The organism is Sphingomonas sp. AC411, assembly GCF_979253035.1.
On sequence record NZ_CEEDAQ010000001.1, the window covers coordinates 1,309,818 to 1,326,303 of the forward strand.

General features: G+C 65.8%; 7 protein-coding genes, 5 pseudogenes and 1 riboswitch. Of the genes and pseudogenes, 5 read left to right on the forward strand and 7 right to left on the reverse strand.

What is annotated here, in order from left to right:
- Positions 1 to 17 precede the first annotated feature (17 nt).
- Positions 18 to 2,291, reverse strand: coding sequence for a TonB-dependent receptor (locus AC0IX7_RS06710; protein ID WP_471810933.1), 2,274 nt, complete (start codon positions 2,289 to 2,291; stop codon positions 18 to 20).
- A gap of 81 nt (positions 2,292 to 2,372) precedes the next feature.
- A riboswitch (TPP riboswitch) is annotated at positions 2,373 to 2,481 on the reverse strand.
- A 146-nt stretch (positions 2,482 to 2,627) separates the two neighbouring features.
- Here AC0IX7_RS06710 and AC0IX7_RS06715 point away from each other — a divergent pair.
- A complete protein-coding gene (locus tag AC0IX7_RS06715) occupies positions 2,628 to 3,353 on the forward strand; it encodes a DUF6629 family protein (protein WP_471810934.1) in 726 nt (241 codons plus the stop codon).
- 79 nt (positions 3,354 to 3,432) lie between these two features.
- Positions 3,433 to 5,628: a penicillin acylase family protein gene (locus AC0IX7_RS06720; RefSeq protein ID WP_471810935.1), complete on the forward strand. Its 2,196-nt coding sequence runs from the start codon at positions 3,433 to 3,435 to the stop codon at positions 5,626 to 5,628.
- A gap of 18 nt (positions 5,629 to 5,646) precedes the next feature.
- On the opposite strand, the gene AC0IX7_RS06725 is transcribed toward AC0IX7_RS06720, so the two are convergent.
- The gene (locus AC0IX7_RS06725; protein WP_471810936.1) at positions 5,647 to 5,982 is read right to left on the reverse strand and encodes a hypothetical protein; all 336 of its coding nucleotides are present in this window, start codon (positions 5,980 to 5,982) and stop codon (positions 5,647 to 5,649) included.
- Positions 5,983 to 6,206: 224 nt separating this feature from the next.
- Between AC0IX7_RS06725 and AC0IX7_RS06730 the strand changes: the two are divergent.
- A pseudogene (locus tag AC0IX7_RS06730) lies at positions 6,207 to 6,641 on the forward strand (DUF3617 domain-containing protein); the annotation flags it as partial.
- A 65-nt stretch (positions 6,642 to 6,706) separates the two neighbouring features.
- On the opposite strand, the pseudogene AC0IX7_RS06735 reads toward AC0IX7_RS06730, so the two are convergent.
- From AC0IX7_RS06735 to AC0IX7_RS06755, 5 genes and pseudogenes are all read right to left on the reverse strand, one after another.
- A pseudogene (locus AC0IX7_RS06735) lies at positions 6,707 to 8,979 on the reverse strand (TonB-dependent receptor).
- 184 nt (positions 8,980 to 9,163) lie between these two features.
- A pseudogene (locus AC0IX7_RS06740) lies at positions 9,164 to 10,323 on the reverse strand (nucleoside hydrolase).
- A gap of 39 nt (positions 10,324 to 10,362) precedes the next feature.
- Positions 10,363 to 12,699: pseudogene (locus AC0IX7_RS06745) on the reverse strand (xanthine dehydrogenase family protein molybdopterin-binding subunit).
- A complete protein-coding gene (locus AC0IX7_RS06750) occupies positions 12,696 to 13,682 on the reverse strand; it encodes an FAD binding domain-containing protein (RefSeq protein ID WP_471810937.1) in 987 nt (328 codons plus the stop codon). The pseudogene AC0IX7_RS06745 and the gene AC0IX7_RS06750 overlap by 4 nt, the downstream one beginning before the upstream one ends.
- Complete coding sequence (locus AC0IX7_RS06755) at positions 13,679 to 14,200, reverse strand: 2Fe-2S iron-sulfur cluster-binding protein (RefSeq protein ID WP_471810938.1); 522 nt, start codon at positions 14,198 to 14,200, stop codon at positions 13,679 to 13,681. The genes AC0IX7_RS06750 and AC0IX7_RS06755 overlap by 4 nt, the downstream gene beginning before the upstream one ends.
- 257 nt (positions 14,201 to 14,457) lie before the next feature.
- Here AC0IX7_RS06755 and AC0IX7_RS06760 point away from each other — a divergent pair, with 257 nt between their 5' ends.
- A complete protein-coding gene (locus tag AC0IX7_RS06760) occupies positions 14,458 to 15,036 on the forward strand; it encodes an ANTAR domain-containing response regulator (protein ID WP_471810939.1) in 579 nt (192 codons plus the stop codon).
- Positions 15,036 to 16,249: pseudogene (locus AC0IX7_RS06765) on the forward strand (CmpA/NrtA family ABC transporter substrate-binding protein). Before AC0IX7_RS06760 ends, AC0IX7_RS06765 begins: the two are co-directional and overlap by 1 nt.
- The last annotated feature ends 237 nt before the right edge of the window (positions 16,250 to 16,486 follow it).

A 16,486-nucleotide genomic window follows, 5' to 3' on the forward strand; every position in this document is an offset into this window, starting at 1 on the left:
CAGGCTGCGTCACCACCTCAAAACGCCCGCGAGATCGTCGCCATGACCGCTGCGCCGCTGCCGACATAATAGGCGGGCGGCGAGCCGGCGATGACCGTGCCGTTGCGGCCGATCGTGTCCTGCGCGTTGGTGCTGACCGACTGCACGCCGGCGAGGACGTGCGGATCGGTGACATTGATCGCGTTGACGCGCAGGTCGGTGCGCTTGCCGTCGAGCCAGTCGGCGAGGTGCATGCCGACCGACAGGTCGAGCGTCGCATAGCCCTTGATGCGCTCGTCATTCATGAAGCTCGCATATTGCCGGCCGATATATTTCGACGCGACGCTGCCGAAGAAGCGGCCGTCGTCGTAGATCCCGCCGACGCCGAACTGGACGGTCGGGCTGGACACCGCGTGCTTGCCCCTGGTCGGCAGGAAGTCCGCGCCGACGGGCAGGTCGTCGTCGATCCGCGCGCGCAGATATTCGCCCGATAGGTACAGGCTGACACCCGCGACCGGGCGGTAGTCGATCTCCGCATCGACGCCGTACGAGGTCTGGCCACCGGCGTTGATCGTGGCGTTCACCTGCGCGCCGCCCTGGTCGAGCACGGTGGCGAGTTGGCGGTTGCGGAACTTGTAGTGGAAGCCGGTCAACGAGGCGGAGAGCTGTTCGCCGATGAACCGATAGCCGATCTCCTGCGAGACCGAATATTCGTTCTTGAGCGCGTTCGTCCCACGCACGACGACTTCGCCACCGAAATAGCTGTTGTAGAGCGTGAACTCGTTGGGGGTGCGGAAGTTGGTGGTGATGTTGGCGAACAGCTGCTGGCGGTCGTCGAGCCGGTAGTGGATCGCGGCGCGCGGCAATGCGGCGAAGCTGTCGTTGCGCACCTTGTCCTGCGGTCCGGGCAAATAGGTGCGGCCGTTGCGCAGGACGTTGACGCCCTTGAACCCGGCGTCGATCGTCAGCCGCGGCGTCAGCGCGATGCTGTCGGCGAGGAAGAAGCCCTTCGTCACGGTGACGGTGCGCTGGTTCTCATAGGCGAGCAGGCGGCCGTCGGCGGTGCGGATCGCTTTCGCGCGATAGCCCCAGCGGTCGAACGGCTGCCCATCGGCGTCAATCGACGTGTACGACTGGGTGACGCGATCGGTGCCATAATCGAACCAGAGCCCGGCGGTCAGCGTGTGCATGCCTGTCTTGAAGGTGAGCTTGCTGACGTTGCCGGTCCGCATCTGGTCGCCGGTATAGTTGCCGAGCACCGTGGCCACGCCGTCGACTGCGCCGGGCAGCGCGATCGGCTGGGCGAGTGCCTCGGTGCCGAGGAAATTGCCTTCGGTGGTCAGCTGCGTCCCGTAGGGCGAGTTGCCGTAACCGAACTGGAGATAGGTGGTGCTGTCGAGCGCAAGCCGATCGTTCAGCACGATATGCACCGGCGCGGAGGCGTAGAGGTTGCGGAACGGCGCGCGGTACAGCCGCCAATAGTTGGTGTTCCCTGCCGTGTAGCGCTCGTCGAAATTGAAATCGCGGCCCTGCGCATTCCACTCGGCGAGCGTCGGGCTCGGGTAGCTCGACGAGTTCGCGTCGTTGTACGAGAGTGCAAGGCTGGCGCGGTTGCCGGCGCCCCACTCGTTCAGGATCTTGGCGTCGATGTGCTGGCGCGTGTCGAAACCGGCACCCCGCCAATTGTCCGCGCGCGTGTTCGAATAGGACAGGAACGCCTTCAGCCCGGTGTTGCCGATCGTCCCGCTATCGATCCGGACGAACGCGCGCCGCGCCGCGTAGCTGCCGAGCGACAGGTCGACCAGCGCGCCGGGACGCGCCTTCGGATCGTCGAGCGATAGCGACAGTAAACCGCCTGCACCGCCGAGCGTCGGGGAGTCGATATCGACCGAGCCTTGGGCGAGCGAGATCCGCTTGAGGTTCTCGGGATCGGCGAACTGCGACGGATAGGCGTAATAATAGCCGATGTCGTTCTGCGGCGCGCCTTCCATCAGCACGCCGATCTCGTCCTGGCCGAGACCGCGCAGCGTCAGGCTGGAACTGGTCGACAGACCGTACGGATCGCTCGACGCGACGTTCGCGCCGGGCAGCAAAGTCACCAGCTGGAACGCGTTCAGGGTCGGCGCCTGCTTGACGATGAAGTCGGCGGAGATCGCACTCTGCGCGCGCGGCACCTTCTGGTCGGGGAGCAGCCCCGCCGGGTCCTGCTTGCCGACCACCCGGATCTCGGCGGGTTCGACCGGATCGGATACCTGCGCCCCGGCCGCCGAGGCCGCGAGCGTTGCCGAGATGAGCAGGGTCGCCCGCCCCAAGAGCCTGCGCTCGCGCCCGGCGGAAGTCACAACAGAACCAACACTGAAAAACGTCACGTCCACTCCAATCGGAGGGACAACGGGCCAGCCGCAGACCCTCCCTACGCCGGTATAAGCCGGATCAGGTTCAGCGGGTCATGGGCTGCAGCCCACCTCTCAGCCGCGCATCAGCGGCCCCCGGGGATTTCCGTCGCTTAGGCGCTCGACCGGCCGTTGGAAAGCGTCATCGCCACCGTCGCGCCAGCGTGTGCGGCGGCGATACGCACAGGCGGCGCTGGCTATGTGGCCGGAAACACGCCACGCCCTGCGGACCGCCAACAGCCTGGACGACCGCGCATGTGCTTTTCGGCGACTGCAAGCTTCGCTGCCTCCGGGGTACTCGCCACGATCGGCATAGCCACGTTGCGGCACGTCCGCGAGCCACGCGCGCTGCTCTTCGCATCGGTGCCTTTGTTGTTCGCCCTCCATCAATTCAGCGAAGGATTGGTGTGGCTGGCGTTGCACGGCGAACTGGGCAAGGTCGCGCTCGATCATGCCGTGCTGCTGTTCACGGTCTACGCGCTCGGTATCCTGCCGGTGCTGATGCCGGCCGCTGTGGCATTGATGGAGCCGCCCGGCTGGCGTCGCACTGCAATCGTCGGCCTGACGATCACCGGCGCGCTGGTCTGCCTGTGGGACATCGCCGGGCTCGTGTTGTTTCCAACCCAGGCTTTCATCGAACAGCACTCGATCGCGTATCTGAACGCGATGACGAGCAACATGATGGTGTCGGTCTTCTACATCCTGGCGACCTGCGGCGCGTTGCTGCTGTCGAGCCACCGTGTCGTCAGGACCTACGGCGTCGTCAACGTGATCGGGCTGACGATCGTCCATCTGGTCAAGGGCTACGCGTTCGCCTCGGTCTGGTGCTTCTACGCCGCCATCCTCAGCGTGATGCACTATTGGCAGTTCGATCGACGAAAGATCGATATCCGGACTCCCAACGGCGTCTCGGTGGCCGACCAGCCTTTCCTGCTCATCTGGCTGAGGCGCGCACGGTCACGGACTACGTCGCACGCCTGAGATGGAGACGTCGTCCCTCGGATCCGCCGTGCTGTGCCAACGCATGGTCTTTCGCCGTTTGCCGCCTTACGCTGCGCCCATGACCACGGTTCTTCGACGCGCGCGCACTCCGGTGATCCTGTTGGCCCTGTTGGGTACGCCGCTTGCGGCCCAGCGTGGTACGCCGCCAACCGAGCGGACGCGGTGGCAGGCGCAAGCCGCCCGCGTCACGATTACGCGCGACGATTGGGGAATTCCGCATATCGAGGGGCGATCGGATGCCGATGCGGTGTTCGGGCTTATCTATGCGCAGGCTGAGGATGATTTTCCCCGGATCGAGGCGAATTATCTGACGGCGCTGGGCCGTACCGCCGAAGCGGAGGGCGAGGACGCGATCTGGGCGGATCTCAGGCAACGGCTGTTCGCCGATCCGGTCGAACTCAAGGCGCACTATGCGGCAAGCCCGGCATGGTTGCGCACGCTGATGCAGTCCTGGGCGGACGGGCTGAACTATTATCTCGCGACGCATCCACAGGTCAGACCCAAGGTGTTGACCCGGTTCGAGCCCTGGATGGCATTGAGCTTCACCGAAGGCAGCATCGGCGGCGATATCGAGCGTATCTCGCTGAGCGACCTGAAGACCTTCTACGGCCGCCCGACCCCGCCGACCCTCGAGGAACTCGGGACGGTGCCGCGCGAGCCATCGGGCTCCAACGGCATCGCGATCGCGCCGCGGCTGACCGCGAACGGCAATGCACTGCTGCTCATCAATCCGCACACCAGCTTCTATTTCCGGTCCGAGGCGCAGATGACCAGCGCCGAAGGGCTGAACGCGTATGGCGCGAGCACGTGGGGGCAGTTCTTCATCTACCAGGGCTTCAACGCGAAGGCCGGCTGGATGCATACCTCGTCGACGGTCGACAACGTCGACGAATTCGCGGAACGGATCACGCGGCGCGGCGCCGGCTACGACTATCGCTACGGCAAGGTCAGCCGACCGGTCGCGACGAAGATCGTGACGCTACGGTACAGCAAGCCGGACGGCACCACCGGCGACCGAAGCTTCACGACCTATCGCACGCATCACGGACCGATCGTCGCAATCAAGGCGGGACGCTGGATCGCCACGGCATTGATGTGGAAGCCCGTTCCCGCGCTCGAACAGAGTTACCTGCGGACCAAGGCGACCGATCTCGCAAGCTATCTGACGGTCGCCGAGCGCAAGGCCAACTCTTCGAACGACACGCTGTTCGCCGACAGCAAGGGCGAGATCGCCTTCCTGATGCCGCAGTTCATGCCGTTGCGTGACGATCGCTTCGATTACACCCGACCCGTCGACGGCAGCGACCCCGCGACCGACTGGCGCGGACTGCATACGCTGCCCAGCTTGCCGAGCGTGCTCAATCCGCGCACGGGCTGGGCGCACAACACCAATGACTGGCCTTGGAGCGCGGCTGGCCCCGACAGCCCAAAGCCCGCAGACTATCCCCGCTACATGGATCAGGTCGGAGGCAATGCGCGCGGCGTGCATGCCGATCTGTTGCTGACGGGCAAGTCCGGCTGGACGCCCGATACGCTGCGAGGGGCGGCGTTCGATCCGTATCTGCCGGCGTTCGCCCGGTTGCTGCCCGATCTGGTGACGGCCTGGAACGCCCTCCCGACCACCGACCCGCGTCGCAAGGCGCTGGAGGCACCGATCGCACTGCTCAGGTCATGGGACTATCGCTGGAGCTACGAGTCCACCGCGACCAGCCTGGCGGTATTCTGGGGCGATCAATTGTGGCGCGAGGTCGGTAGTTTTGCGCAAGCCGAGCGGCTGAACGTCCCGGACTTTATCGCCACGCGGGTCGGTCCCGATGCAAAGCTCGCGGCGTTGACGGCCGCCGTCGATCGGCTCCGCCGCGATTTCGGCGATTGGCGGACGCCGTGGCAGGACATCAACCGATTCCAGCGGCTCGATGATGCAATCAAACCGCATTTCGACGATACGCGACCCTCGATCCCGGTGCCGTTCACCTCGGCACAATGGGGCAGCCTGGCATCGTTCGGCGCTAAGCCCTGGCCGGGTACGAAGCGCTATTATGGCACCAGCGGCAACAGCTTCGTCGCGGTCGTCGAATTCGGCCCGCGCGTAAAGGCATCCGCGATCATGGCTGGCGGCCAGAGCGGCGATATCGCCTCACCCCATTTCGCCGACCAGGTGACGCGGTACGCACACGGCGATCTGCGCCCGGTCTATTTCTATCCCGACGAATTGAAGGGCCATGTCGAACACCGTTACCGTCCCGGACGGTGACCGCAGGGACAGGCCGGCTCAGATACCCAGGTTGCGACGCTTGAGTTCGCCGAGCAGCGCCTCGGCAACCGGATTGCCGACCTCGCCGCCCGATTGCCGGTAGGCAGAGGACAGGTCCTCGTCCGAAGCGGCCTGGAGCAACCCAGTGACTTCCGCGCTGAAGCCGTCGACTTCCTCGGCCGCCGCCTTTGCCGCGTCCTCGCTCGTGACGGCCGGTTCGTGTCCGGCCTCCGGCGCATGCGCCATCACGGCATCCTGCTTGAAGATATCGAACGCCTCGGCGGCCTCGTTGCGCTCCTCCAGCGCGATTTCGAGAAGGGTGAACAGGTCGAGCGAGGGTGCGGTGTTTTCCATGACCCATCCTAAGCGCCGGCGGACGTTTCACGCAAATCATTGCGGGTCTCGGCGCGAAGATCTTGCCGATGCCTCGCCATCCGTCGCCGCCCCCGGGGATGGACCGGACGATGACGTGCGCGGCGCGGACCTCGTAAGTGTCGACGATCCGGCCCTTTCCTCCCTGGCTGCAAGCACAACCGAACCCGGTTGCGCCCCACTCGCACCTGCGTCACTGTGGCAACATGCGTAAATATCTCGGTCTTATTCTTCTCGCCACACCGGCCGCAGCCCCGGCCCAGAGCATCGCACCGGGCCGTTGGGATATCGTCTCCACCGCGGTCGATCTCGTCATACCCGGCGCCCCCGGCTTCCTGCTGAAGATGATGAAGGGCCGCTCCAAGACGGAGCACAAGTGCGTGACGCCAGTATCGGCAGAGACCGGCGTCGCGGCGCTGCTGGTCCCCGACCCGAAGGCGCAATGCCGGGTCGACACCGTGCAGATCGCCGGCGGTCGTTACGCGCAGACGCTCACCTGCCCGCAGAAAAAGGGCGGTCCGATGCAGATCACGCGCGCCGGCACCTACACCGCCAACGGATTTACCGGACGACTGAAGATGGTCGGGCAAGCACCCAAGGGCCCGCTGGCGATCACGATCGATCAGACCGCGACGCACGTAGCGGGCGCCTGCCGCAGTAACTTCGTCGCGGCACCGCCCGCATCGACGGGCGGCGCCGCGACCGTTCAGAACGCGACCTTGAACTGGCCGCCGATGATCCGCGGTTCGTTGATCATGCCGGTCAAATTGTTGAAGTCGATCGCGCTGATGCTGCGATACTGGTTGGTGATGTTGCGGACGAACGCGCCGACTTCATACCCCTGCGGCGATTTGTAGCCGACCTTCAGGCCGCCTTCGAGCGACGATTTGCCCGTGAACTCGACGGCTTCGTACAGGAAGAAGTTGATGCTGCTGCGATAGACCCAGTCGGTATAGGCATAGACTTCCCGCCGTTACCGAGCGGAACGCCGTAGCGCGCGGTCCAGTTGGCGATCCAGCGCGGCGCCTGGGGAAGATCGTTGCCGTCGATAATCGCGAACCCGTTGACGATCGGATCGAGCACCGTGCAGGTCGCGCACACCCCCACGCCGATGTTCGGATCGCGAATTTCGGTGAAGTTGTAGCTGCCGCTCGCGGTCAGCGTCAGGTCGGGCAATGGCCGTGCCTCGAACTCGCCCTCGACCCCGTAGCCGATCGCCTTGTTCGCGCTGATCAGCCGCGCCGAATTGCTGCTGCCCCCGACTGCGGTGATCTGCAGGTCCTTGGTGCTGTACCAATAGGCGTCGAGCGAGAAGTTCACCTTGCGGTCGAGCAGCGTGCCCTTGAACCCGCTCTCGCCCGAGAAAGTGGTCTGCTTGGGCGCGGTGCTCTGGACGCTGCCGAAGGTCACGCGGTCCTGGATCGCCGGGCCCTGATAACCGGTCGCCAGCCGCGAATAGACGTTGATCGCGGGCGTCAGTTCGTAGGTCGCACTCGCATCCCAGGTGACGTTCGAGCCGCGAACGACCGCGCGCGCTGGCAAAGTGTCGCTGATCCCGGTGCCGGGAATCGGCGCGGTGACGAGGTCGTTGCGGTAATCGTGCGAGTAACGGACACCCGCGCGCAACGTCAGCAGCTCGGTCGGCTTCGCCTCGATCGACGCGAAGGCGCCGTAATTCTCGTTGCGATTGTCGTGGAAGATATCCTGCGTCAGGTCGGTCGCGCGCGAACCGGTGCCGCCGAACGCATAGTCATACTGGTTGTAGCGCAGCGTCTGGTGGAAATAATATAGACCACCCTGGAGGCGGATGCCGTTCATGTCCTCGCTGGCATAGCGCAGTTCCTGGCTGAATTCCTTCGGCTTGGTGAGGCCGCCGGTGTTCGACGGGAACAGCCCGACGTCGATGGCGCCGATCGTCCCGCCGAGGAACGTGTAGTTGTTGCCGCCGTCGACATCGCCGGTGCTCTCGACCTTGGCCTGCTCGTAGCCGGTGACCGAGTAGAAGGTACCGATGCCGTCGAGGTGATAGTCGAGCCGGAGGTTCGTGCCCCACTGCGTCAGGCTCTGGCTGGTATAGCCGTCGAGCGCAGCATGCTTCGGGTCGAAGCCGGTGTTGAAGTCGTTGGTGCCCGGCTTGAACAACCCGGCGCGGAAGATGCGCGGTGACCCGGTTAGGTCGCGGACGTGGACGTTCAGCAACGCGTTGAAATCGCTGCTGGTATAGCCGAGCTGGAAGCGGCCGGCGACGTCGCGATAGCCTTCGAGCTTGCGGTCGGCGTTACCCGTGGCGGAGTCGTTCGTAACCCAATCGTCGCGCGACTGGATCAAGCCAGACGCGCGGAACGCGAAACCGTTGCCGATCGGCAGATTGATCGCCGCCTCGCCGTTGATGGTGTTGTAGGTCGCCCATGACCCGGTCGCATAGCCCGACACCTTGTCGGGGTTGGGCTTGGCGGAATTGATCTTCACGACACCCGCTGGCGTGTTGCGCCCAAACAACGTGCCCTGCGGACCACGAAGAACCTCGACGCTCTGCAGATCGAAGACCGGGAAAGACTTCAGCATCGGGTTCTCGAGCGCGACGTCGTCATAGACGACCGAGACGGGCTGCGCGGCGTTGGGATCAAAATCGGTGTTCCCGAGACCGCGGATGTAGAAGCGCGGGAAGGTACGGCCGAACGACGACTCCACCTGGAGGCTCGGCGTGCGACCGGCGAGGAACCGGATGTCGAGGCCGCTCGAGTTGAGCACGTCGAGCTTCTCGCCGCTGATCGCGGTGACCGCGAGCGGGACGTCCTTCGACGATTCCTGCCGGCGGGTCGCTGTCACGACGATCTCGCTTAGACCCTGATCGCTGTCCGGAGCACCGACGGCCTGGCCTGTCGGGGCCTGGTCCTGTGCGGCGGCAGGTACGGCGAAAGCGAGTAACGGCGCGCTGGCGGCCAGCAGGCGGGCGATGGCAGACGTACGAACGGGCAAGCGAGATCATGGATGGTCCCCCTTGGGTTTCGAGCATCCTCCTGCGTCGATCCGTGTGCCCCGGACCCGTCACCGATCGGTAACACCGCTGTAACGTGCGGCAATAGGGCGGATCAGGCCCGATGCGCTTTTGCCGACCACCGCGACATCTTTGCCCCAGTCGGCGTGGTCGACGCGGCGATGTTCAGCGCGGCAAAGGCCGCATGTAGAGAGCACGCATGGCTGCCTCCAGCTTCGCGCGGTCGACACGGAGCACGACGCGCTGCGCGCGTTCTCCCAGGTGCGGGCGGTACGCGTCATGCCATGACAGCGTATCGCCGTAGCCAGCGGTCTGGTTCGTTTCGAAATCGATGTAGAGCGTCTCCCCGCGCGTGACGATCGACGGCTCCAGCCAGACCATCGCCGCAATCTCGTCCCACATCGGAAAACCCGGTTCGAGCCCGGTCTGGAGCGTTTCTGTGAGCGTGGTACGAGCGGGCTTCAAGCTGTCGAGAAAGCTGCGCGTCCACTGGGTCCCGGTCGACGGATCGACCGGCACCATCGTCACCTTCGGCCACGCCCCGTGCGCCATGATCCGCGCCGCTTCGGGGTCCCAGCGGATATTGAATTCGCGCCGCGGCGTATTGACGAACTCGCGCGCAAACTCCGCCGCCGCCGGCGTGTCGAGCATCTGCTGCGGATTGAGGCTGCCGCCCATGTAGACCAGTTCCTTCACGTTCGCGGCAAAACTCGGATCGAGGCTCTGCGCGATCGCGATGTTGGTCATCGGACCCGTAGCGAACAGCGTGATCTGACGGGGTGTGCGCGCACCATCCGGACGAGAAACGCGGCGGCGATCTCGCCGGAGGGCTTGGTAACCGGATCGCCGATCGGCAGGCTGGGCACGACCGAAGGCAAGGGCGCGCCCGGGCTCGGCTGGCCCGGACTGCCGGACACGGGCTCGGTCCACGGTCCCTTGAACTCTAGCCGTCCGTACAGCCCCTCCCACCGCTTGGTCGACTCCTGGGTGTTGAGCAGCGGATAGGTCGCGCCCGGCACAACCGGCACGTCGGTACGCCCGAGGATTTCGACCGTCCGCAATGCGTACGCCGTGGCGGTGTCGCGCCATACCGAGCCGCTCGTCGTCGTGATCCCGAGCACCTCGACATCGGGCGCCTGGAGCAGCAGCACGGGCGCACCGTTCAGTCCAACGACGTCGTCATCAATTATGACGAGGCGTTTGGCTGGCGCATTCTTTGCGGCAGTCGCTCCCGGCGTTCCGAGGATCATCAGGCCGACGAGGCACACCGTCCAAACGTACCGCAATGCCATCGCGCAACTTCCCCCGCCAAGCCGGCAAACCATAGACAGACGCAGGAAGGACGGACCGGCGACGCTGTTCTGTCAGATCAGCACCTTGTCCAACGTGATCGGCAAGTCCCGTACGCGTTTTCCCGTGGCGTTATAGATCGCATTCGCCACCGCCGCCGCGACTCCGGTGATGCCGATCTCGCCCACGCCGTGCGCGCCCATCGGGGTATGGGGGTCGGCAATGTCGGTCCAGATCACGTCGATCTCGGGCACGTCGAGATGTACGGGCATATGATACTCCGCCAAACTCGGGTTCATGATACGGCCGTTGCGCTCGTCGAACTGCGTCTCCTCCATCAACGCCATGCCAAGCCCCATGATGATCCCGCCGCGGAACTGGCTGCGTGCGGTCTTCGGGTTGAGGATCCGCCCGCAATCGAACGCACCCAGAAAACGGTTGACACGCGTTTCGCCGGTAACCGCGTTGACGCGCACCTCGCAGAACAGCGCACTATGCGAATGCATCGACCAGTGCATCAATTCGAGCGGTTGCGATGCCTCCTCGGTCACGACGATGCTGTCGCGCTGCGCCCGCTCCAGGATCGAGACATAGCTCTCGCGCCGCGAGGATCGTCGAGCTTGGTCAGCCCGCCGTCCTCGCTTCCGACCTCATCTGGCGACAGACCTGCGAGCGGCGAGTCATTGCCCGCCAGCTTCAGCAGTTCGGCGACCAGCGCATGATGCGCGGCGATCACGGCTGCGCCGATCGCCGCGGTCTGTTGCGATCCACCGGCCAGGATCGCGCCGGGAATGATCAGAATCGCCATAGTCGACCGAGACATGGTCTAGCGGCAGCCCCAACCGATCGGCTGCAACCATCGCGGTGGTCGTCGCGGTGCCCATCCCCATTTCCTGCGCAGCAACCTCGACCAGCGCATGTCCGTCACGGCGCAGCGTGATCCGGGCGGCTGCCCCCGGCATCCGGTAATAGGGATAGGTCCCGGTCGCGCAGCCCATGCCGATCAGCCACTCGCCTTCCCGACGCGTACCTGGCTGAGCACTCCGCTCGCCCCAGCCGAACCGTTCCGCTCCGCTGCGCCACGCCTCGACGATATGCCGCGACGAGAACGGAAGGCCTGACGTGGGATCCTCGTAGGGCTCGTTGCGGATGCGGAGCGCGATCAGGTCCATGTCGAGTTCGATCGCCAGTTCGTCGATCGCGGATTCCAGCGCGAAGGTGCCGACGGACTCGCCCGGCGCGCGCATGAACGTGTTGGCGAGCATGTTCATCGTCACGGTCTCGACCGACAGCTTGAAGCTGTCCGCTGCATAGCCGCCACGCGTGCCGAGGATGAACGGCTCGGGCATGTTGTTGTGCGGGGTCATCGCGGCGACCCCGGTGTGGATCAATGCCTTGAAGCGGCCACCGACGTCCGCCCCGATCGCGACGCGCTGTTCGGTCAGCGTCCGGCCACCGACGATGCGGTAGACGCCCTCGCGCGACAGCGTGATCCGTACCGGTCGCCCGGCCAGCTTGGCCGCGGCCGCGCCGAGAATCTGGTGATCCCACAGGCATTTGCCACCGAACCCTCCACCCACGAACGGGGAGGTAAGACGTACCTGCCCCGCCTTCAGGTCGAACACGTCGGCAATCGTCTGTGCGGCAGCGGTGACGAGTTGGCTCGCGTCGTGGACGATCAGGTCGTCGCCGACCCACGCGATCGTCGCGGCATGAGGCTCGATCGCGTTATGGTTGTGAGGCGGCGTGCGATAGACGTGATCGACCTTGTGCGGAGCCGCCGCCAGCATGGCGTCCGCGTCGCCGATCTCGTTCAGCAACGGCTGGCCCATGAACAGCCCCGGCTGCGGGCCCGCCGCCTTTGCTGCCTCGAACGACGTCGTCGACGGTTCGGTGGCATAGGTCGGTACGATCAGCGATGCCGCGTGATCGGCCTGCTCCTGCGTCTCGGCGAGCACCAGCGCGATCGGCTGGCCGTTCCAGTGAACACGGTCGTCCTGCATCACCGGCAAGTCCGCCGGACCCGCCGCCGTCGGTGAAGACCCAAACACCGCTGGCTTGTTCATCCGCGGCGCATTGAGATGCGTCATCACGAGCACGACGCCCGGCGCCGCCTCGGCCGCCGCCACGTCGATCGCCGCGATCCGCCCGCGCGGGATCGTCGCATAGGCGAGCGCGGCATAGACCATACCCTCCAGCGGAAACTCGGCTGCGAACGGTGCCGCGCCGCGCACCTTGAGCGGACCGTCGAGCCGCGACACCGACGTGCCGATCAACCCATGCTGCTGGCGGATCAGCGGATCGGGCACGCCGCCCGGAATCCAGCTGTCGGGTGCGAGCGGCACCAGCTTGCTCATCGCGCCCTGTACCAAGCCCTGCGCGGTTTCCTTGACCGTATCGACGATGCTCATGCTGCTGCTCCGGCAAGGTCGCCAAGGACGGCGACGAGAGTGCGCTTGGTCAGTTCGACCTTGAAGCCGTTGTCGCGGAGCGGCACCGCGTCCGTCATCTCGGCGACAGCGGCGGCACGGAACGCCTCTTCGGTCGCGGGTCCGCCCCGTAACGCGGCCTCCGCCTTCGACGCCCGCCACGGCTTGTGCGCGACCCCACCCAGCGCGATCCGCACTTCCGTGATGCGTCCGCCCTCGATCTCCAGCGCCGCCGCGATCGAGACCAGCGCAAAGGCATAGCTCGCCCGGTCGCGCACCTTGCGATAGGTCGAGTTGGCCGCGAAACTCATCGGAGGCAGTTCGATCGCAGTGATCAGCTCGCCCGGTTCCAGCACGGTATCGAACTCCGGCCGATCGCCCGGCAACCGGTGCAGTTCTACGAACGGCAATGTCCGCGCGCCGCCCCGCCCGTGCAGGTGAACGATCGCGTCGAGTGCGGCGAGCGCCACGCACATGTCCGACGGGTGCGTCGCCACGCAGTCGGTGGACGCGCCGAGGATAGCGTGCCCCCGCGTGAACCCCTCAATCGCGTCACATCCCGATCCCGGCGCGCGCTTGTTGCAGCGCGAACCGTCGGTGTCGTAGAAATAGGTGCACCGCGTCCGCTGCAGCAGATTGCCGCCGACGGTCGCCATGTTGCGGATCTGCGCCGACGCGCCCGCCAGGATCGCGCGCGACAGCACCGGGTAGCGCCTCCGAACCGTGATATGCTCGGCAAGCGCGGTGTTGCGGACCGCGGCGCCGATCATCAGACCGCCGCCCTCGGTTTCCTCGATACCGCCGGACAGTCCGGTCACGTCGACCAGCCCGGTCGGCCGCGCGACCGTCTCGCGGATCAAGTCGACCAGATTGGTGCCGCCGCCGAGATAGGCCGTCGCGCTTGCCTGCCCTAGCCGCAAGGCATCGGCGGCGTCTTCCGCCCGCGCATAAGTAAACGGGGTCATGCCATCATCTCCGCCGGGCCGGTCTCGGACGTCAGGGTTTCACGGATCGCATCGATGATGCCGTTATGCGCGCCGCAGCGGCACAGATTGCCGCTCATCCGCTCCTGCAGTTCCTCGCGGGTCAGCGTCACGTCGGCGGCGAGATCCGAGCTGACATGGCTCGGCACGCCGCGCTTGGCCTCCGCCGCCATGCCGATCGCCGAACAGATCTGCCCCGGCGTGCAATAGCCGCACTGGAACCCATCATGATCGATGAATGCCTGCTGCAACGGATGCAGTGCATCGCCGTCGGCCAACCCCTCGATCGTCGTGACCTCGCGCCCGTCATACTGAACAGCGAGCGCGAGACAGGAGACGATCCGCTCGCCATCGACGAGCACGGTGCACGCGCCGCACGCACCCTGATTGCAGCCCTTCTTGGTGCCGGAGAGATGCAGACCTTCGCGCAGCAGATCGAGCAGCGAAACACGAGGATCGTCGGGCGGCGCTACTGCTAACCCATTGATGAGTATCGACATCGCCACTCTCCTGCGGACCCTGCGGTAACGTTGCGACCGCTAGGAAAACACTTCAGTACCGAGCGGTATAGTCGGTAGCCGCGACATGCGCCAGAACTACTCGACTTTTTGCAGCGCTCGACATCGTGGCCGATCGGACAGGCGCCATCGCCGTCAGATTCCGTCGCCAGCTTGGTGCCGGTAACCGCGTGATGGTGGCATTTGGACTCGTCCATCCGCCGCTCGCCATTTGGTGCGGCGCCGCATAGGATGGCGGCATGCGGATCGCGATCATCGACACGAGCACGACGCGGGCGGCGATCATCTCGGACGGCCTGCGCGAGGCTGGGCTCGACGATATCGTGGTGATCGACGGCACGCTGGAGATGGTCGCGGCGCTGGAGAAGGCCGCGCCGGACGTGGTGCTGATCAACCTCGAGAATCCCAGCCGCGACATGCTCGAGGAATTCTTTGCGGTATCACGGGCGCTGGCGCGGCCGATCGCGATGTTCGTCGACCAGAGCGATGCGGAGTCCACCGCCGCCGCGGTCGATGCGGGGGTGTCGGCGTATATCGTGGACGGCTTGGCCAAGCAGCGGATCAAGCCGGTGATCGACCTCGCGATCCGCCGGTTCCAGGCATTCGCGCGGTTGCAGGCGGAGTTGCAGGAAGCCCGCAGCGCGCTGGCCGATCGGACGACCGTCGACCGTGCCAAGGCAATCCTGATGAAACGTCGCGGCATCGACGAGCCGACCGCCTACGGCCTGCTCCGCGCGCAGGCGATGCGCTCCAACCGCCGGATCGCCGAAATCGCCGACGCGATCATCACCAGCGATGCGCTCATGGGAGATTTATGATGGCGCTCGACCGGGTCCGCATCGGCTTCCTGCCGCTGGTCGATGCCGCGCTGCCGATCCTCGCGCGCGAACGCGGGTTCGCCGAGGCCGAGGGGCTGGAGATCGAGCTCGTCCGCGACATGACCTGGGCGACGGTGCGCGACCGGCTGCTGTACGGCCATACCGATGCCGCGCACATGGTCGCGCCGCTGGCGATCGCGACGGCGCTGGGGCGTGGGCGGCCAGCGGTGCCGATGGCGGTGCCGTTCGTGCTGGGGCTCAACGGCAACGCGATCACGCTGTCGTTGCCGTTGGCCGCGGAGGTGCTGGACGGGGATGCGTTGGGTGATCCCGTGGTGCTTGGCGCGCGGTTGAAGGCGGTGGCGATCGCGCGCGCCGCGACGGGGCGGCGGCTACGGTTCGGCGTGGTGCATCGCTATTCGAGCCATAATTACATGCTGCGCTACTGGCTCGCGGCGGTCGGCATCCGGCCCGATATCGATGTCGAGATCGTGACGACCAGCCCGACCTTTGCGGCGGACGCGCTGGCGGCGGGTGAGGTCGACGGCATCTGTGTGGGGAGCCGTGGAACGGCGTCGCGGTCGATCGCGGGGTCGGGCGGATCGCGCTGGTGACGGCGCAGGTCTGGCGGCGCGGCGTGGAGAAGGTGCTGGCGATGCGCGCGGCGACTTTGGTCGAGCGCGGCGACGTGGTCCACCGGCTGATCCGCGCGCTCCACGCTGCGGCTGCGCAGTTCGTCGATCCCGATACGCTTGAGGCGAATGCGGCGATCCTATCTCGCGCGGACTATCTCGATGCACCGGTCGATGCGGTGTCGCGCGCGATCGGCGACCGGGTGCGACTGGTGAAGGATGCGGCGCCGATCCACGTTCCGGACTTCATGTTTCAGTACCGCGAGGCGGCGAACTTCCCGTGGCGGAGTCAGGCGGCGTGGCTGTATTCGCAGATGGTGCGGTGGGACGGCACGCCGTTCTCGGCGGAGGAGGCGGAGGTTGCGCAAGGCGTGTTCCGGCCGGACATTTACCGCGCCGCGCTGGCGGGCTCGGGCGCGCCGTTGCCGAATGCGAGCTCGAAACTGGAGGGGGCGATCGGCGCGGACAGCATCGGTGCGGGGTCTACGCAGGGTTGGTTGATCCTCGGACGCGATGCGTTCTTCGATCGACGCGCGTTCGATCCGGATGATATCGAGGGATATCTCGCCGGATTGCCCTGAACCTCGGCTTCCCCCTCCCTGAAAGGGAGGGGTTGGGGTGGGTCGGTCGGTTTAATCCACTCCAGTACGAACATGCGGAAGCCGACCCACCCCTGCCCCTCCCTGTCAGGGAGGGGTGATCCCGGGGTCGATCGCCCCACCAAACCCAAATCTGCTGCACGTGCGAAATGGCGCTTGCGCGATAAGGCCACTTCGGTCATCTTCACATCGTCCGGCAAGGAGTCGGACACGAAATCA

Bases quoted from the DNA above. Each gene is read 5' to 3' on its own strand.
- AC0IX7_RS06725 (WP_471810936.1), bottom strand. From the start codon at position 5,982: ATGGAAAACACCGCACCCTCGCTCGACCTGTTCACCCTTCTCGAAATC.
- AC0IX7_RS06760 (WP_471810939.1), top strand. From the start codon at position 14,458: ATGCGGATCGCGATCATCGACACGAGCACGACGCGGGCGGCGATCATC.
- AC0IX7_RS06715 (WP_471810934.1), top strand. From the start codon at position 2,628: ATGTGCTTTTCGGCGACTGCAAGCTTCGCTGCCTCCGGGGTACTCGCC.
- AC0IX7_RS06755 (WP_471810938.1), bottom strand. From the start codon at position 14,200: ATGTCGATACTCATCAATGGGTTAGCAGTAGCGCCGCCCGACGATCCT.
- AC0IX7_RS06750 (WP_471810937.1), bottom strand. From the start codon at position 13,682: ATGACCCCGTTTACTTATGCGCGGGCGGAAGACGCCGCCGATGCCTTG.
- AC0IX7_RS06720 (WP_471810935.1), top strand. From the start codon at position 3,433: ATGACCACGGTTCTTCGACGCGCGCGCACTCCGGTGATCCTGTTGGCC.